Origin of the sequence: Mycobacterium sp. E1715 (genome assembly GCF_001667625.1) — a bacterium.
Taxonomy (GTDB): domain Bacteria; phylum Actinomycetota; class Actinomycetes; order Mycobacteriales; family Mycobacteriaceae; genus Mycobacterium.
Genome location: NZ_LZJJ01000242.1, coordinates 1 through 17,584 on the forward strand (window position 1 = coordinate 1; position 17,584 = coordinate 17,584).

Consider the following 17,584-nt stretch of genomic DNA (forward strand, 5'->3'; position numbering starts at 1 on the left):
TGCCGAGAAGTGGCTTGCCCACCGAGCCCGGGTGAGCGAGCCACTCGTCGGCACGGATGAACGAGATGCCGGCGCCCTCGGATGACCCGTAGTACTCGTCCACGATCGGGCCCCACCAGTCGATCATCTGCCGCTTGATCTCGGGCGGACACGGGGCGGCGGCATGGACGACGCGTCGCAACGTCGAGAGGTCGTAGCGCGTTCTGGCCTCTTCTGGCAGCCGCAGCATCCGGACAAACATCGTCGGCACAAACTGCGCATGCGTGACACCGTGTCGCTGAATGCATTCGAGGGCCTGTTCGGCGTCGAACTTCTGCATGAGGACCGTTGTCGCGCCGGCGGCTTGCGCCGCCATGGTCCACATGGCCGGCGCCGTATGGTAGGTCGGGGCTGGACTCAGGTAGACCGAGTCGGGGCCCACCCCGAGCGCCTCGAAAACGGGTGTCGACACCTTCGAAACGCCGGAGTTTGGCGATGTCAGCGGTCGGCGGATCCCCTTGGGGCGACCGGTGCTGCCCGCGGAGTACTGCAGGAGCCGGCCGTCACGCTCATCGGTGATCGGCGTCGAGGGTTCGGCGGCCACGCATTCCGGGTAGCACAGCCAGCCCCGGAGGTCGTCGTCGGCCATCAACGCCACGGCCGGCAGGCCATCCCCGAGCCGGTCGGACAGTTCCCGGCACGCATCGCGCATCAACCGCGAGGAGACGATGGCCTTCGCGCCGCTGTCGGCAACGACGTAGGCGATCTCGGAGTGGCTCAGGTTGGTGTTCACCAGCGTGTAATAGAAACCGCTGCGCTTGGCCGCCCACATCGCTGTGTGGATGTGTTCGTTGTTTTCCATGAGGATGGCGATGGTGTCCCCGGCGGCCAACTCCGATCGCCGCAGGAAGTGCGCGAGCTTGTTGGCGCCGGCCTCGAGGTCGGCGAAGCTCACCGCCGTCCCTGAAGGATGAAGAATCACAGCGGGTTTCGCGGATCCCGCGTGATCACGCAACTGCATGCCGGACCGTCGATTCCTGCCCGATCCCGCGACGTCGATGCATCATCGCGTGACGTCGCGGAACGCCTCCACGAGCGGCGAGAGGACTTCGACAGCTCGTTCGCCCTCCTCTGGGACCGTCACCGTGAAGCGGACATCGGTGACGCCTGCCGCGACCAGCGCCGGTACCGACGCGACCGATGCCGGGTAGTCGATCGATCCGCCGTCGCCCTTCACTGCGCGCGCGACACCTTGGACTTGCAGATTGCCGGCGTCGCCACCGGCGGCGACGACGCTGTCCTTCATCTTGCTTATCGAGGTGGGCAGGTCGGCAAATGCCGAGCCCCAGGGAATCCAACCGCTGCCGAACCGCGCGATTCGCCGCGCGACGTTGCGGTTCACCGTGCCGCTGATCCAACACGGCACACCACCGGGTTGCACCGGCTTCGGCATCTGGTGGATCGCGTCGAAGGACAGTTCGGGCGAGTGATACGACGCCCGCTGTTCGGTCCACAGCGTCTTGCAGACCTCCAAGGTGTGGTCCAGCAGCCGCCCGCGGTGTGCGAAAGACAGTCCGGCTGCCTCGTATTCCTCTCGTTGCCACCCCACCCCGACGCCGAGATCGACGCGACCGCCGGAAAGCACATCGAGCGTCGCCAGCTGTTTGGCCAGGACCGCGGGACGCCGCAGGGCGGCCAACAGTATCGAGGTCCCCAGCCGGATCCGCTCGGTCGTGGCAGCGACCGCGGTGAGCACGATGAGCGGTTCCAGCCAGCTGCCGTCGGGCCCCGTAGGTTGGCGGCCGCCGGACGCACCACCCACCGAGGGGTCGGCGTATGCCTCCAGCTTCTCGCCGAACACCACATGATCGGAGACGACCACACGGTCGATCCCCGCAACATCCATCGCCCGTGCCATTGCCAGCGTCGCCCGCCAATCATGTTGCGGGCCATCGGTAAAGGTGCGCAGGTACAACGAGATCTCGGGGTATCCCACTGTCACTCCCCTGTCTTGTGCCAAGGCCGGTCCCAACGATCGATGGCCGCGACCTCGTCCAGCGGTTTACGCCGCACGGCATGATGTCCGCCCTTGGGCCAGCCGACCGTCAGCAACGTCGCGATCTTCCAGTCGCCGGGAATGCCGACCATCGAGCGCAGCTGGTCCTCGCAGGACCCGTGCCACAGGGTGATTGCGGCGCCGAGGCCCTGCGCGCGAGCCGCCAGCAAGAAGTTCTGCACGGCGGGAAAAATGGACCCGCCCTGCTGGAGTTCGGTGGTCCCCCGCTGCGGCTGGACGCAGAACAGCACCAGCACCGGCGCGGCGCCACCGACGCTCATGTGTTCGGCCATCGTTCGCAGCACGCGTGATTTGGGGTCGTCAGCCTCGTCCGCCGGCATCGCGAACCGATAGAACTCGGTCATCACATCCCATGTCCGGTGCGCCGCTGCCGTGACCACGTCGCGCACGCTACTCGATCTGAGCACGACGAATTTCCAGGGCTGCTGATTGCCTCCGGACGGCGCCCAGCTGGCCGCCCGCAGGCAGGCCTCGATCACCTCATCGGGTACGGGTTCGTCGAGGTAGCGCCGGACGGCCGACGCCGTGCGCATCACCTCCCACACGTCGGCCGACGTCCGGGCGATGCGCTGTTCGCTCACGGCTTCCCCTTCGCGGGCAGCACGCCCCGCCAGGTTCCGCCGCGGGCCGGGCCGGTCACCAGAGGCAGGTCGAGGGTCGACAGCAACCCGGGCGGCGCGGCCATCACGGCGGGGATGGCGTTCAGCTCGCGCATGACGGTCGCGTAGGTCAGGCCGCGCATGTTATTTCCGCGGCCATGCATCTCGATGTCGACGGTGTAGGTCGGCATGCCGTCGATGATGACCCGGTAACCCCCGTGGGGTGACGGGTGCCGCGGCCAGTCCGGCGCCGCTTCCTCTCCCATGCGGGTGACGTGTTCGAGCGTGACGCGCTCCTCGCCGCCCACCATTCCGGCCAGCTTGAATCGCATGCCTCCCACTGTGCCAGGCTCGATCCATCCCGATGCGACCTCGTATCGGGTTGTCGCCAACCATTTCTCGATGGTGGTGTCGACGCGATCGAGCGGCAGGCCAACACCGTCGGCAACGAGATGCACGATGGGTGCCCACAACGCAGCCAGGCGCTCGGTGTCGAACAGCGGCGCCGGATGGTCGGGGGGGCAGCCAAAACCCATGAAGTCGAACATGATGTCGGGTTGTCTGATGGGCCCATAGTCCAAAATCTCGAGCATGGTGATGCCGTCGACGCGGCTGCTGAAGCCCGTCATGGTCAGCGCGATCACGTCGTTGGCCCACCCGGGGTCGACACCGCTGTTGAAGAAGCTGGTGCCGCCTTCGGCGCACGCCTCCTCGAGCAGGCCGACGGTTTCCCTGTCCGCCGCGGGTGGGTAACACATCGGCACCAGTGAGGTGCACACCACATCTTTACCCGACCGCAGGCAGCGCGCTATGTCCTGCGCCGCCTCGCGGTAGCGATAGTCGCCCGAAGCGAAATAGGCCACCACGTCCGCGTCCGTCGTCAGGGCGGCATCGACATCCCGCGTGGCGATGACGCCGGTCGCCGGCATTCCACATAGGTCACCCGCATCCTTGCCGTCCTTGGCTTCGGCGTGGACGACCACGGCGGCCAACTCCAGACCCGGATGCGCGATGAGGGCGCGCAGCGCGCCGACACCGACCTGGCCCGGACCCCAAAGAATCACCCGCGGCCTGCGTTGGCCCTCCGCCATGGGCACCCCTTCCGGCCGAGTTCGGCCACCGCGTGAGAACATATCTTCTCATATAGAGATAACACCATTACCGGACGGGATGAGGAAGCAGGGCCAATGGTGAACGATTACGAATTCTTGAAGTGGGAGACCTTCGACGACGGCATGATCATTCGCATTTCGCTGAATCGCCCCGAACAGCGCAATGCCCAGAATCGCGGCATGCTGGTCGAACTCGACGACGCGTTTGCGCGGGCGGAGGCCGACGACGACGTCCGCGTGGTCATCCTCGCCGGCGAGGGCCCGATGTTCTCGTCAGGTCACGATATCGGTTCCAAGCAGGCGCGCGCGGAATTCAGTCCGGGGCCGGGCCAGCACCCCACGGTGACGATCAACGGCGGGACCCGCGACGGCGCCGAGAGAACCATGCTGCAGGAATGGCACTACTTCTTTCAGAACAACCTTCGGTGGCGAAACCTCCGCAAGATCACCATCGCACAGGTGCATGGGGATGTGTTCTCAGCGGGACTGATGCTGATCTGGGCGTGTGACCTGATCGTCGGAAGCGAAGAGGTGCGCTTCGCCGATGTGGTCGGTACGCGGTTGGGCATGTGCGGCATGGAGTACTTCGGCCATCCGTGGGAGTTCGGGCCGCGGCGCACCAAAGAGCTCATGCTGACCGGCGACGCGATCGGAATCGAAGAGGCCTACCGGATCGGGATGGTGAGCAAGATCTTCAAGCGCGAAGAGCTCCCCGAGCGCACACTCGAGCTGGCAAGGCGCATCACCCAGGTCCCCACGATGGCGGCGTTGCTGATCAAGGAATCGGTGAACCAGTCCGTTGACAACATGGGCTTTTTCAACGCGCTGCAGTCGTGTTTCTCGTTGCATCAACTGAATCACTCACACTGGGCGCAGATCCGCGAGGACAAGGTTCCGACCGCCGGGGAGGCCCAGGGGGTACCGGACTGGCGAACCGCTCCCCCGGTTGTGCTGGCGGCCAAGGACCAGGTCCGGTCCGACGCGTGAGCGCCACGTCGTCCCGCCAGCCTGCGCCCCAACCGATGGGGGTGACCATCCCCGGTCACCTGTTCGGCCAGCTGCCCTTCTACGACGTGGTCGATACCGACGAGTCGGTCGTCGTCGACCTGCACAACCGCCCGGACCTGGTGAACTACCGCGGCGCGTTGCAGGGCGGGTTGGTCGCCACGCTCATCGATGTGGCCGGCGGGCGACTCGCCGTCAAGCACGCGGGTCAGGGTAGCGGGGCGGGCACCGCGGACATGTCCATCCATTTCCTGGCACCGATTGTCGAGGGCCCCGCGCGCGCGAGTGCCACGCTGCTCCGCGCGGGAAAGAGGATGATCGTGGTCGGTGTCGACGTATTCGACGTCGGTCGAGACCGGCTCGCGGCACGGGCGACGTTGAGCTTCGCGATCCTTGCTCCCCGCGGCCCCACTCAGCCCGCGACCGCGCCGTAACGCGCATCGGCGACGCGGTCCAATGCGGTCGCGGGATCGCCGATGACCATTGCCCAGCCGCGGACCCGGCGGTAGTACAACTGGATGTCACCCTCCATACCGAACCCGTATCCGCCGTGGATGTGGAGGCTGCGTCGCGTCGCGTCGCGCGCCGTCTCGTACCCGAATGCGAAGGCCATGCCGGCCAGTTCGCGAACGCGATCGGGCTCGTCGGCGAAGGCGCATGCCGCCTTGAGCCCGAGCAACCTGGCCCCGTCGGCGGCGGTGGCGCTGTCGGCCAGCGGGTGAGATACGGCTTGGAAGGAACCGATTGCGGCGCCGAAGGCGTGGCGTTGTCTGGCGTATTCGACGCCGATCTCGACGGCCCTCTTGGCAGCGCCCGCCAATGCGACGGCGGTCATGGTCAGCCACAGGTCGAGCGCCCGTGAGAACAGCTCGCGCGCCGCGGACCTGTCGGCGAGCACAACGGCGTTTGAGCCAATCGTGATGTCAGCCAGGGGCATTGACGCGAGGTTTCCCACCGCTTTCCGGTTATCCCCGACCGGCACCGCCAGCAACCGTTCCTCCGAGAGGGCGATGACGTAGTCTGCCACCGCCCCTGCCGGGACCAGTTCCAACCACCCATCGCATGCGGGACGGGGCGCGAGTGTGGCCAGTCGCTCGCCCGCGAGGACCTCGCTCAGCAGCCCGGCGCCGGTATGGCCGGCCTCAGCCAGCGCGCGGGCGGCGACTTGCGCTTCGATGAGGGGCGCGGATGCGAGTGCCCGGCCGCACTGTTCGGCGATCAGCGCGAGTTCCAGTTCCGAGGCACCCCATCCTCCTGCGGCCTCACCGACTGCCATCTCAACCGCACCCGTCTCAAGCAGCGCCTTCCACAGTTTGGCGTCGAAGCCCGACGGCTCGGCCGCCCGGATGCGCTCGGAGGTCGACTCACGGGTGAACAGCGCGGCGAACGAATCGACCAGCTGCCGCTGTTCACTCGTCAAGCTCAGGTCCACGACCGTACGTCCCTCACACAAGCGGATATGGTTACTCTCAGATTTGAGATTAGCATTATCACACGCACCGTCCTTGACTGCGTGCGACGACAGATTGGCCCATGCATATGCATTTTCACCTCGATGCCGACACGGCAAGCTTCCGCGACGGCGTCCGCCACCACCTTCAAAACGTGTTGAGCCCCGAGTTCGAGGAGCACATCTACCGCAGCGGCGTCGCCCACGACGACGAGTTCGCCAAAGGTCTCGTCGACAAGGGGTATTTCGCCCCGGGCTGGCCCGTCGAGTTCGGCGGACAGAACCGCGATGCATGGGACGAGCAGATCCTCAAAGAGGAGCTCATGCGTTGTGACGCGCCGGTATATCTTTCCGAAACCACGCGGATGGTGGCCTCGATCATCCGCGAGATCGGCACTCCCGAGTTGAAGGATCGCATTCTGGCCGGGGCCCTCAACGGCGACATCACCATCGCGCTGGGCTTCACCGAGCCCGAATGCGGGTCGGATGTCGCGGCGGCCGCCACCAAGGCGGTCCGCGACGGGTCTGGCGAAGATGCGGATTGGGTGATCAACGGCTCAAAGATGTTCACCACCAACGGTCACATCGCCGACTTCATATTCCTGCTCGCACGCACTAGCCCCGACAAGCCCAAGCACCAAGGTCTGACAATGTTTCTCGTGCCTTGCGCCTCGGATGGCTTTGAGGCACAGGCGGTCTGGACTCTCTCCGGAGAACGGACCAACATCACGTTCTATAGCGACGTCCGCGTCGGGGACGAGTGGCGGATCGGCGAAGTCGACGCTGGCTGGGAGGTGCTGGGGCTTTCGCTGCGCTACGAGCACGCATCGGGGTGGGGCCCGCACCTGATCCGACTGCTGGATCATGCCGAACACTGGGCCACCAGCACCCGATCCGATGATGGCGCACCGCCCATCGCGAAGTCCGACGTCCGGCGCCGGCTCGCCCGAGTCGCCATGGAGACCGAGGTGTCGATGCTCCTGCAGCGACGATGCGTATGGATGCACGAACAGGGCGAGATACCGGTGGCCGAGGGCCCGATGTCCAAGCTGTTCAGCACCGAGGCGCTCGAACGCGCCAGCCAAGATGTGGTCGAATTGGTCGGCGCCGACGGCTTGCGCAGCTATCTCGAGCCGACCGCCCCAGAGCATGGGCGGTTCGAACACTCCCTACGGTTCTCGCTGGGCACCACGATCTACGCGGGCACCAGCGAGATTCAGCGAACGATCATCGCGCAGCGGGGTCTCGGCCTACCCCGTTAACTTTTTGCCCCGGCGCGCCGCGGTCGTCCGCGGCGCCGCCTTGCGTGCGGGCCGGGCCTTGGCGCCGTCGACGGGCGGCGTGACGGCCTGTTTGCACCATGCCCACAACTGGTCCTCCGTCAGCTTGGGGTCCTTGCCGCCACCCAGGTGGAAGACGCCAATCTGCGCGAGCGCGGTGAGGGTGGTGTTCAGCAGCGTGGTCAGCTGGGCGGGGGTCATGTCCGTGCGCACCAGCCCGGCCCGGGCGCACGACGTGATGATCTTCGTCAGCAGCTTCTGGTGGGGTTCCCACACCTTGGCAAAGTCATCCGGCCGCTCGATCTCCAGGCTGAGGTTGTAGATCGTCATGACCCGGCCACCGACCGCTTCCGAAGATTCCGCGCGGGACAGGACGCCCCTGCAGAACGCCTCGAGTTGCTCCATCGGGCCGTCGGCCGCGGCGACCTCCTGCCGGATGTCCTCCGTGAATTGACTGGTGACGTTCTCGTAGAGCGCCAACAGAAGTTCTTCCTTGCCCGCGAAGTGTTGGTAGAACGCTCGCAAGCTCAGGTTCGACCGGTCGATGAGCGTCTGGATCGTGAAGTCGGCCTTACCGGACTCCTCCACCAACTCCAGGGCGGTGGCCAGAAACCGCGAACTGCGGGCGAGGGCGCGCGCCCGCGCCGTGCTCAGGCGCCGCTCGATCGTGCGTTGCTGCCAGGTGCCGGGCACCTCGACGTCGTTGTCAACAAGTTCCAAGCCGGTTTCGATCGGGCGGCCGGCGGGCTTCTTCGTAGGCATAGTGCGAACAAGAATACTCGCCCGCACGCGAAAATGTGCGTCCTACCTACCCGTGTATGTTGATTGCCGCTTTGCGTGATTGACGGTTTCCATCCTCCGTCGGGTTTTGTCGACGCGCGTGCCGCCCTGCCGGAGAAGGCTTTCCGGGCACGGCCGCGATGGCGCCCTACCAGGCGCGCGACACCGCGGGGTGTTCCTGGCCAGCCAAGCGTCCCCGCGTACCTCGAATCGAATCGCATGCGGTACCGTGGAAACGGTCATTCTCTCTACGAATCAGTGCGCCGCGAATTGAAGCCGCGGGCCGTCGAAGGAGTGCAGCGTTGAGTGCAGACATTCTGATCGTCTCGCCGGATGACCACCTGGTGGAACCGGCCGATCTGTGGACAAGCAGGCTGCCGGAGCGCTACCGCGACATCGGGCCGCGAATCGTTCGCACCAAGGGGCGCATGGACCCGAGCGTCACGTCCGATGTCGCATTCGTCGAGGATCCCGACGGCCGTGACGCGGATATCTGGCACTACGAGGATGCGGTCATCCCGATCCCCCTCATCAGTGCCGCCGCCGGCTACGACCTCGACGAGCTCAGCACCGACCCGATCACCTACGACGAGATGCGTCCGGGCTGCTTTCGCCCGGCGGACCGGCTCGCGGACATGGACATCGCAGGCATCGAGGCCTCGGCCTGCTTCCCCAACACGCTGGTCCGCTTCTGCGGCCAACGGTTTCTCTACGGCAAGGACAAGGAACTCGCCAGACTTTGCGTCGAGGCCTACAACGACTTTCAGATCGACGAATGGGGGGGTAGCTCGAACGGGCGGCTGATCCCGCTGGGGATCATTCCGCTGTGGGACGTCGAACTCGCCGCCAAGGAGGTCGAACGGGTTGCCGCCAAGGGAATGCGCGCGGTGTGCTTCTCCGAGCTACCCAGCCGTCTCGACCTGCCGTCCATCCACAGCGGCTACTGGGACCCCTTCTTCGCGTCCTGTGAGCGCAACCAAGTGGGCATCATGTTGCACATCGGGTCGAGTTCCTCACTCACCAAGTCCTCGCCCGACTCTCCGCACGTGGTTACCAGCGCGCTCATGGCGGTCAACTGCACGATCGCGTTGGTCGACTGGCTGTTCTCCGCCAAGCTCGTTCAATTTCCGGACCTCAAGATCGCATTCGCCGAGGCGCAGGCCGGCTGGATTCCCTACTACCTGCAGCGTGTCGACGAGGTCTGGGAGGACCGTCGGGCCTGGGGCGGCATTCATCCCCTGTTGACCGAACCGCCCAGCAACCAGGTGCCGGGGCGCGTCTACTTCTCCACCTTCGGCGACCCGGTCGCCTTCCGCATCCTCGATCTCGTCGGCCCGGACCAGCTGATGTTCGAGACCGACTACCCGCACAACGACACCAACTGGCCGAGGAGCCTGGAGGTCGCCAATAAGGCGACGGAGGGCCTGGACGAGGAGACAAAGCGGAAGGTGTTGTCCACCAACGCCAAAACGTTCTTCGGCATGGTGTGAACAACTGACCCCGGGGATTTCGGGTCGCGGGTACTACAACGCCTTCCACTCGGGTTTGCGCTTTTCGAGGAAGGCTCGCGGCCCCTCGACGGCGTCCTTGGTCAGCGCGACTTTCATCCGATAGTTCTCGGCGAGCAGTTCGGCCTCATAGATGGGCAGCGTGAGACCCTTGCGCACGGCCATCCGCGAACCTCGTACCGCCAGTGGCGCATTTGAATTGACGATTCCGGCGATCTCCCACGCCCGGTCCACCAATGACTCGTGCGCCACCACCTCGGTGAAGATACCCAGGTCGTAGGCCCGTTGGGCGTCGAGTCGTTCGTGCTTGCCCATCAAGATCAACCGCATCGCGACGGGCAGCGGCAGAATCCGGGCAAGCCGCACCCCTTCGCGCCCGGACGTCACGCCGATGCTGACATGCGGATCCATCAACGTCGCGTGCTCCGACGCGACGGTGATGTCCGCGGTCGTCACGAGATCCAGTCCCGCTCCGCAGGCGATGCCGTTGACGGCGCAGATGATCGGCTTGGTCATCTGCAGCCACGGCGGCGTAGCCTCTTGGGGCGCGTCCCACTGGCGCATCGAGCTGAGGATGGGCTCGCCCTGGTTGTCGATTCCGGCCGCGTTGTCCATGTCGTGGTCAGCCGCCTTGTTGACGTCCGCGCCTACGCACAGGGCGCGTCCGGCGCCCGTAATGATGACCGTCCAGATCTGTTGGGAACGTTCGATTTCCGAGTATGCGATCGACAGTTCGGCGATCATCTCGTCGTTGATCGCGTTGAGGACCTCGGGGCGGTTGAGGGTCACGCAAGCGGTGTGATCCCGCACCTCGACGTCGATCGTTTTGTACTGACTCATCTGATCCGACCCCCGCTCTCCAAAACGCTTGTGGCGCTGGGACGAAATCCGAATGCGTCTTGAAATCGGTCGCAGAAGCGGGGCCAGACATCGGGATTCAGTAGCCGTGGTGGCACACCGCCGCCGAAGATCGTCTGCCACTGCGTAGCCGTGGCAACGGCGATATCGCGCGTGGCCTCGACCGTGATACCCGCGGTGTGGGGCGTCGCCACCACATTGGCAAGCTGCAGCAACGGATTTTCCTGGCGCGGTGGTTCCTCATGGAACACGTCCAACCCCGCCCCGGCGATTCCTCCGGTGCGGAGCGCTTCGAGCAGCGCGGTTTCGTCATGGACGGGGCCGCGCGCTGTGGTGATGAAGAACGCTGTCGGCTTCATCGCCGCGAACTGCCGACTGCCGATCAATCCCTCGGTCTCACTGGTCAACGGACAGGTCACCTGGACGAAGTCCGAGCGCTCGAGCAGTTCGGCAAGCGCAACGGCTCGCACCCCGCGTGCTCGCGCGCTCGCCTCGTCGAGGTAAGGGTCGAAAACGAGGACCTCCATATCGAACGGCGCGCACAGTTCAACCAGGCGCCCACCGATCGCCCCGAGCCCGATGACACCCAGCGTCTTGCCCATCAACTGATTGCCCCGCAGGACCATTCGATCGCTGAGGGAACCGGCTCGCAGCATCCGGTCTCCCGCGGTGATCTTCTTGGCCAGGTCGAGCATGAAGCCCAGCGCGTGCTCGGCGACCGCCTCCGCGCCCGGCCCGGAGTTGTTGCACACCGCGATTCCGGCGCGTGTGCACGCGTCCACGTCGATGACGTCGTACCCCGCGCCCGCCGAGCACACGGCGAGAAGCTTGTGACACCGTCGCAGCAAATCCGGCCCGGCCAGCCACTGCGCACCGCCGGCGTAGCCGGCCACGTCCGTGCGGGTGGCGACCTGGTATCCGTGTGCGGATTCCAAGATGGCCCAGCTGTCCGTGTCGGCCGCGGTCAAGTCGAGCTTGACCAGGTCGACGTCGGCATTTTCGAGGATCTCGCCGGCCACGGGATCCGTCCACCGCTCGTAAACCAGACGCGGACGAACGCTCACGTGTTCTTGACTTTGGGTTTCGCCTGCGCCGCCTTGAACATTTCGGCCAGTTCGGTGTTGACGTTCTTGTAGTCGTTGCGGGCGATGGCGCCGTCGCGGCCCTCGACTACGTCGTATCCGAGGCGCAGGTCCTTGTTCTCCATGTGGAAGTACTCACGGCCGATCGGCAGTCGGCGGTCTTCGCGCGGCACTTCCATCCACGCCCGCAGGAAGCAGCGCGCCTTCTTCGGATCATTGCTGCTGACGAAGTCGGACCGCGAATGGCACATCGCGAAGTTGTTGGCCACCGCGGCCTCGCCGGATTCCAGTCGGAATTCGACTTGCTGCTCGACCAGGATGTTGCGCAGTAGATCCACCGCCTCGACCTCTTGTGGCGTGAACTCACGGCCCAGGGCGTGCATCGCGGGCAGGATGCTGCTGTAGGTGAAGTTGATGCAGATTCGTCCGTCGATTTGGGAGAAGACGGGCACGTCATAGGGCGTCACGTCGGGTTGGTCGTCGGGCTGCTCGCTGCGGCGATGATGCGGGAACCCCCGGTAGAGCACTTCGAGCAGATCCGGCCGTTCCGCCAGAACCCGGTTGTGCGCAGCAGGCCCGCTGGCGAACTGGCTCTCCCCACCCTGCGCCGCGGGATACACACACAGCAGCGACAGGATGTCGGCGGCGTCGTTGTGCATCGCCAGCTCAGCCCGGGATTTGGTGCCCCGGGCGGGTTGTACGCCACCCGGCAGGATCTCCTCCTGCACGCGCACCATCCGGTGACCGAAGGAGTTGTTCGACACGAGATACCCGAGGTGCGTGCAGAACGCCCAGTAAATTCGTTCGAGTTCCTCGATCGAGTGCTGTTCGACCGGAAAGCCGCGCACGCAGGCCAAGCCTTTGCCGAACATTAGTTCCCGGTAGAGCCGGGCCAGATCGTCGTCGAGATCCGGGTGCCGTGCGTCCTCGGGCGTGATGTCGTCTCGGTCCTTGTTCGCCGTCTTGGCCAGGATCGATTCCAAAGCCGCTACGTTGCGGGCCGATAAGTCGAACGCGAAGTCCTCCTTGCTCGTGAAGTCGGCCCCGGTCCACGCCATCGTGTCGGTGACGGGTTCGGTATAGATGGCTGTCGGCATCCGGTCCTCCTGAATGGGTTGGCTCACTGCGGCTATTGGTCGTCGTTCGTGCAAATCGGTTCGCGCGGTGACTCGCTCAGCCCGCGGAGCGCTTGCGCGCGCGTGGTGGCCGCCTCCGTCATCATCCCAATGTCGGTCCCCGCCGAGATGAACCGCAAACCCATCCCCACGAAACGACTGAGCAGTTCGAGGGACTTTATTCCGGCCATCCCGAGCGCCACGCCGTGACTTCGGCAAGCCGCCGCGACCGATTCTACCGCACGCTGGAAATGGGGATTCTCATACTGCCCGTGGATGCCCATTTCAGCGGTCAGATCGCTCGGCCCGACGAGGATCATGTCGACGCCTTCCACCGACGCGATGGACTCGCAAGCTTCGACCGCCTGCGGAGTCTCGATCATCACGGCCACGACGGTGCGCCGTTCGAGCACCTCGACCAATTGTGTCGCCGGACGCTGCCCGAATCCGCTGACAGCGTTGGGACCCGATATCGATCGATGGCCGAGCGGGGGAAACCGCGCGGCGTGAACCACCGCCTCCGCCTCGCTCTTCGAATTGACATGCGGGACAATCACTCCTACTGCCCCGCCATCCAGCACACGGGCAATGACGCTGGCGTCGTGCGACGGCACCCGCACCAGACCGGATATCCCCGCCCCGAGCGCGCTCATGCAGAGCATCTGTGCGGTTTCCAACGACGTGGATGTGTGTTCGAGATCGACATAAACGGCGTCGTACCCGCAGGCCGCCGCAACCGCGGGAACATCAGGGGTGCGTGAGTTGAGCAGAGCCAGGCACAGCACCAGGGGGTGTCCTCGCAAGGCGTCCCGCAGCGCCGTCGTCATAGGCTCACGGTAGCCGACCGAGAATGCGGTTTCCATCTTTCTGCGAACTGTCGTTATCGAGCGGGCGGCGGTGTGATAACCATGAGCTATGCCGCCGAATCGCGTCGCTATCGTGGGCGCAGCCCTTTCCGACTGCGGTCGAGTTCCCGATAAGACCGCCATGGCGCTGATGGCGCAGTCCTCGCGGCGCGCGGTCGTCGATGCGGGCCTGACGAAGGACGACATCGACGGTTTCGGCGCTCATGGGACGTTGCTTCCGCCGGTCGAGGTCGGCGAGTATCTCGGTCTGCGCCCCGACTGGGTCGACGCGACCAACGTCGGAGGATCCTCGTGGGAAGTCATGGCCGGTCACGCCGCGGCAGCGATCGCGGCGGGGCAGATCGAGGTCGCCTTGTTGACGTACGGATCGACCGCGCGCTCGGACGTCAAGCGCCGGGTGCGACCGTCCGCCGCCGCCATGGGCACCGGAGGCGTCCTGCAGTACGAGACGCCGTACGGCGCGACGTTGATCGCCAAGTACGCCATGGCGGCCAGGCGACACATGATCGAATTCGGCACGACCGTCGACCAGCTGGCGGAAGTCGCCGTCGCCGCCCACGAGTGGGCGGCCATGAACGAGAACGCATTTGAGCGCGAGCGCATCACAGTGGCCGACGTGGCGAGCGCACCGATGCTGGCCGACCCGTTCACCTCCAAGCATGTGTGCCTGCGCACCGACGGTGGTGGCGCCGTCGTGCTGGCCAGCGAGCGGGTGGCCAAGGATTGCGCGAAAGAGCCGATCTGGATTCTCGGGTCGGCCGACGCGACATCCCACGTCAGCATGAGCCAATGGCCCGATTTCACGACCTCGGCCGCCGCCCGCTCGGGCCCGCGAGCCTTCGCGCAGGCGGGCGTCGGCCCGGGTGACATCGACGTGTGCCAGCTCTACGACTCCTTCACGTCCACCGTGCTGCTGACCGTGGAAGATCTGGGCTTTTGCGCCAAGGGCGAAGGGGGACCGTACATCGAATCCGGTGCGCTGCGCCCGGGCGGGGCGCTGCCGACCAACACCGACGGAGGCGGGCTGGCCTCCTGCCATCCCGGTATGCGAGGGATGTTCCTCATGGTCGAGGCGGTGCGGCAGTTGCGAGGCGAATGCGGGCGGCGCCAGGTCGGCGGGGCCCGGTTGGCCTGTGTGCACGCCATGGGCGGGTTCTTCACCCACAGCGCCACGATGATTCTCGGGAGGCAGTAGTGACGGCACCCGATCGGCCCACGATCGACACCGACGGACAGGCCTGGTGGGCGGCCGCGCAGGACCGCAGATTGACGGTCAACCGATGCCGGTCCTGCGGTCGGGCCTCGTTGTACCCACGGCCGTTCTGCCCGCACTGTTGGTGCGAGGACGTCGAATTGGCGCCGGCCACCGGACGCGCGCGGCTGTACACCTGGAGCGTCATCCACCAGAACGCCGCGCCCTTCGACGCCCATGTTCCGTACGTACTGGCAATGGTGGACCTCGAAGAGGGGCCACGGCTGATGACCGTCGTCGAGGATTGCGCCATCGAAGACCTGCGCGCAGACATGGATCTGATGGTTGCCTTCCGCGAAGACGGCGACGGATTCGTCGTACCGGTATTCCGCCCGGCACGCGCCTAAGCTTCGCCGGCTGCCCGTTATCCCGCAGTCGCGAGACGGTCGGCGAGCAAACGGCGCCGCCCGACCGACCCTTCGTCAAGCTTCGCGCGGTCGATCTTGCCGTTGGCGTTGATTGGAAGCGGCTCGTCCCACAGCACGAGTTCTTCCGGCAGTTTGTATTTCGGCATCCCCTCGGATACGAGAGCGACGGCGACCTCGGCCAGAGTGATATCGACGTCGGGTTCGAGCACAATTGCCATGGCCAGCCGCTCTCCGGTGGTGTCGTCGGCGACCGCATAGGCCGCACACTCGCGGACCCCGGCGATCCGAGAAACGGCCTCCTGCACCTCGGCCGCCGGGATCTTCAGCCCGTTGCGAATCACGATGTCCTTGATGCGGCCGACGATCCGCACCCGGTCGCCGACGATGTCCGCCACATCGCCGGTGCGGAACCAGTCGCCGTCGAACGCCATCTTGTCGTCCTCGGCGTCGGTGTATCCGAGGAACGTGTGCGGCCCCCTGATGCAGCATTCGGCGGATTCGGCCGCGGATCCGACGCGCACTTCGACATCGTCGAGCGCCACTCCGTCGTCGGCATGGCGCACCGCCCGCGACTCGCCCCGCAGACCGGAGGTGCTTACCGGTGCCTCCGAGGACCCATACGCACGCATGACGACGATGCCGAATTCGTCTTCGACGCGTTCGACGATCCGCCGGTCCAGCGTCGTGCCGCCGAGATAAACCGCCCGCAGCGGGACGACGGCGTCGCGCGCCACGGCCTCATCGAGTATCCGGTCGAGCAGCCGGTCCGGACCGCCGTACCACGTCGCACCCGAGGTGACCAGCAGGTCGCACGTCGCCGACGGGTTCCAACGGTCCTCGAGAATCACCGGTATTGCGAGCATCGGTCCGATGAACAGCGCTTGCAAGACACCGGTGACCGACGCCAGCGGGCTGATCAGAAAAATCCGGTCTTCTGAACCCAGGCCCGCCGCCGCAATGTAGTTCGCCGACGCTTTGGCCAATGTGCTGAGCGAGTGGATCACGCCCTTTGGCCGAGACGTCGTACCCGAGGTGTAGAGCACGAAGGATGGTTCGTCGGCCGGCCGCGCCGGGCGCGGCGGATCGCTGGCCAAGCGCTCACCGGCACCGAGTTCGATCCAACGGCACAGCCCGGATAATTCCGGCTCGGAGACCGCCGTCCAGTTCGGCGCCGCGCCGAGCCGCGCCCGGGTGCGGGTGAGAATGTCGGCGACGTGTTTGGCCCCGGCACTACGCGGCACGAGCAGCACCATCGCATCCGCCCGCAACGCCGCGTGGATCGCGACCACCGAGTCAACGTCGTTGCCGACCACCAAGACGATCGCGCTGCCCGGCACGACACCGGCGTCTGCCATGGCCACGGCGGCCGAATCGATGCGCTCGTCCAGCTCGCCGTAGGTGAGTTCGGCGCCTCGGTCCACCACCGCTGGACGGCCGGGATGCCGGGCGGCTGCGGAGCGCACCATGTCGAACGGTTCCCCGGTCCACAGGCCGGCGGCGCGGTACCGGGGCCGCAGCGCCTCGGCGCGCCGACGCGCATGCGGCAGCAGTTCAGTCGGGCCGCCCATGGATGTCCCCTCCAATGCAAATTACTGCTCTCGATTGAGTAAATGTAACCTCTCACCTATGCAGTCAATGACTTTCGATAACCAGGTGGCCATCGTCACCGGCGCCGGTGGCGGGCTTGGCCGCTGTCACGCCCTCGAGCTCGCACGGCGCGGTGCCCGCGTCGTGGTCAACGACCTGGGCAGCGCCGTGGACGGCAGCGGCGCGTCGACGTCGGCGGCCCAGGCCGTGGTCGACGAGATCACAGCCGCGGGCGGCACCGCGGTCGCCAACGGGGCCTCGGTGGCCACCGAGGACGGCGGCGCCGCGATCGTGGCAACGGCCATGGACGCCTTCGGCCGGGTCGATATTCTGGTGAACAACGCGGGGATTCTGCGCGACGCGGCTTTCAAGAACATGACCGCCGAGCAGGTTGATGCGGTCATATCGGTACACCTCGCCGGCGCATTCAACGTGACGCGGGCCGTGTGGCCGATCATGCGGGCACAGAATTACGGACGGATCGTTCAGACCACTTCCGGCACCGGACTTTTCGGGAACTTCGGTCAAGCCAACTACGGCGCGGCCAAGATGGGCCTCATCGGCATGATGCACGTTCTCGCCATCGAAGGTGCCCGCAACGGCATCGCCATCAACGCCGTCGCCCCCATCGCACGGACGCGGATGACCGAGAACATCATAATCGAT

18 protein-coding genes are annotated in these 17,584 nt (G+C 65.8%); 7 read left to right on the forward strand and 11 right to left on the reverse strand.

Annotation, left to right across the window (positions count from 1 at the left end):
- The 4 genes from A9X03_RS12960 to A9X03_RS12975 all read right to left on the reverse strand — a co-directional run.
- A partial coding sequence (locus A9X03_RS12960) for an AMP-binding protein (RefSeq protein WP_156746549.1) occupies positions 1-1,000 on the reverse strand: 1,000 nt, incomplete at its 3' end.
- A gap of 42 nt (positions 1,001-1,042) precedes the next feature.
- On the reverse strand, positions 1,043-1,975 hold the full coding sequence (locus A9X03_RS12965) for a TIGR03619 family F420-dependent LLM class oxidoreductase (protein ID WP_068261379.1): 933 nt from the start codon (positions 1,973-1,975) through the stop codon (positions 1,043-1,045).
- Between the two features lie 2 nt (positions 1,976-1,977).
- Positions 1,978-2,589 carry a nitroreductase family protein gene (locus A9X03_RS12970; RefSeq protein ID WP_067748545.1) on the reverse strand — a complete coding sequence of 204 codons (612 nt, stop codon included), beginning with the start codon at positions 2,587-2,589 and terminating at the stop codon, positions 1,978-1,980.
- Between the two features lie 44 nt (positions 2,590-2,633).
- Entirely contained in the window at positions 2,634-3,719 is a 1,086-nt protein-coding gene (locus tag A9X03_RS12975; RefSeq protein WP_067748548.1) for a dihydrodipicolinate reductase, read from the reverse strand.
- 126 nt (positions 3,720-3,845) lie between these two features.
- Here A9X03_RS12975 and A9X03_RS12980 point away from each other — a divergent pair, with 126 nt between their 5' ends.
- Both A9X03_RS12980 and A9X03_RS12985 read left to right on the forward strand, forming a co-directional pair.
- A complete protein-coding gene (locus A9X03_RS12980) occupies positions 3,846-4,754 on the forward strand; it encodes an enoyl-CoA hydratase (protein WP_067748543.1) in 909 nt (302 codons plus the stop codon).
- Between the two features lie 35 nt (positions 4,755-4,789).
- Positions 4,790-5,206 (forward strand): PaaI family thioesterase, encoded by a 417-nt coding sequence (locus tag A9X03_RS12985; protein WP_067890001.1) that lies wholly within the window; start codon positions 4,790-4,792, stop codon positions 5,204-5,206.
- Here the strand turns inward: A9X03_RS12985 and A9X03_RS12990 are convergent.
- Complete coding sequence (locus A9X03_RS12990) at positions 5,185-6,204, reverse strand: acyl-CoA dehydrogenase family protein (protein WP_068261382.1); 1,020 nt, start codon at positions 6,202-6,204, stop codon at positions 5,185-5,187. The genes A9X03_RS12985 and A9X03_RS12990 overlap by 22 nt on opposite strands.
- A 107-nt stretch (positions 6,205-6,311) precedes the next feature.
- Between A9X03_RS12990 and A9X03_RS12995 the strand changes: the two genes are divergently transcribed.
- A complete protein-coding gene (locus A9X03_RS12995; RefSeq protein ID WP_068261385.1) occupies positions 6,312-7,484 on the forward strand; it encodes an acyl-CoA dehydrogenase family protein in 1,173 nt (390 codons plus the stop codon).
- Here A9X03_RS12995 and A9X03_RS13000 read toward each other — a convergent pair.
- On the reverse strand, positions 7,473-8,264 hold the full coding sequence (locus A9X03_RS13000) for a TetR/AcrR family transcriptional regulator (RefSeq protein ID WP_067748352.1): 792 nt from the start codon (positions 8,262-8,264) through the stop codon (positions 7,473-7,475). The genes A9X03_RS12995 and A9X03_RS13000 overlap by 12 nt on opposite strands.
- A 320-nt stretch (positions 8,265-8,584) precedes the next feature.
- Between A9X03_RS13000 and A9X03_RS13005 the strand changes: the two genes are divergently transcribed.
- Positions 8,585-9,772, forward strand: a complete 1,188-nt coding sequence (locus A9X03_RS13005; RefSeq protein ID WP_067748350.1) for an amidohydrolase family protein — start codon at positions 8,585-8,587, stop codon at positions 9,770-9,772.
- A gap of 33 nt (positions 9,773-9,805) precedes the next feature.
- On the opposite strand, the gene A9X03_RS13010 is transcribed toward A9X03_RS13005, so the two are convergent.
- From A9X03_RS13010 to A9X03_RS13025, 4 genes are read right to left on the reverse strand one after another with little or no spacing between them, the layout of a single operon-like run.
- On the reverse strand, positions 9,806-10,630 hold the full coding sequence (locus A9X03_RS13010; protein WP_068261388.1) for an enoyl-CoA hydratase/isomerase family protein: 825 nt from the start codon (positions 10,628-10,630) through the stop codon (positions 9,806-9,808).
- On the reverse strand, positions 10,627-11,712 hold the full coding sequence (locus tag A9X03_RS13015; protein ID WP_067779977.1) for a hydroxyacid dehydrogenase: 1,086 nt from the start codon (positions 11,710-11,712) through the stop codon (positions 10,627-10,629). The genes A9X03_RS13010 and A9X03_RS13015 overlap by 4 nt, the downstream gene beginning before the upstream one ends.
- Complete coding sequence (locus tag A9X03_RS13020; protein WP_067748541.1) at positions 11,709-12,827, reverse strand: TauD/TfdA family dioxygenase; 1,119 nt, start codon at positions 12,825-12,827, stop codon at positions 11,709-11,711. Before A9X03_RS13020 ends, A9X03_RS13015 begins: the two co-directional genes overlap by 4 nt.
- A gap of 32 nt (positions 12,828-12,859) precedes the next feature.
- Positions 12,860-13,708 carry an HpcH/HpaI aldolase/citrate lyase family protein gene (locus A9X03_RS13025; RefSeq protein ID WP_067779974.1) on the reverse strand — a complete coding sequence of 283 codons (849 nt, stop codon included), beginning with the start codon at positions 13,706-13,708 and terminating at the stop codon, positions 12,860-12,862.
- A gap of 52 nt (positions 13,709-13,760) precedes the next feature.
- Between A9X03_RS13025 and A9X03_RS13030 the strand changes: the two genes are divergently transcribed.
- Together A9X03_RS13030 and A9X03_RS13035 are read left to right on the forward strand one after the other, a co-directional pair.
- Positions 13,761-14,906, forward strand: a complete 1,146-nt coding sequence (locus A9X03_RS13030) for an acetyl-CoA acetyltransferase (RefSeq protein ID WP_068261394.1) — start codon at positions 13,761-13,763, stop codon at positions 14,904-14,906.
- On the forward strand, positions 14,906-15,310 hold the full coding sequence (locus tag A9X03_RS13035; protein WP_067748340.1) for a Zn-ribbon domain-containing OB-fold protein: 405 nt from the start codon (positions 14,906-14,908) through the stop codon (positions 15,308-15,310). Before A9X03_RS13030 ends, A9X03_RS13035 begins: the two co-directional genes overlap by 1 nt.
- A gap of 17 nt (positions 15,311-15,327) precedes the next feature.
- On the opposite strand, the gene A9X03_RS13040 is transcribed toward A9X03_RS13035, so the two are convergent.
- Positions 15,328-16,848, reverse strand: a complete 1,521-nt coding sequence (locus A9X03_RS13040; RefSeq protein ID WP_082969664.1) for a class I adenylate-forming enzyme family protein — start codon at positions 16,846-16,848, stop codon at positions 15,328-15,330.
- Positions 16,849-16,957: 109 nt separating this feature from the next.
- Here A9X03_RS13040 and A9X03_RS13045 point away from each other — a divergent pair.
- On the forward strand, positions 16,958-17,584 hold a 627-nt coding region (locus A9X03_RS13045), incomplete at its 3' end, for an SDR family NAD(P)-dependent oxidoreductase (protein WP_068261397.1).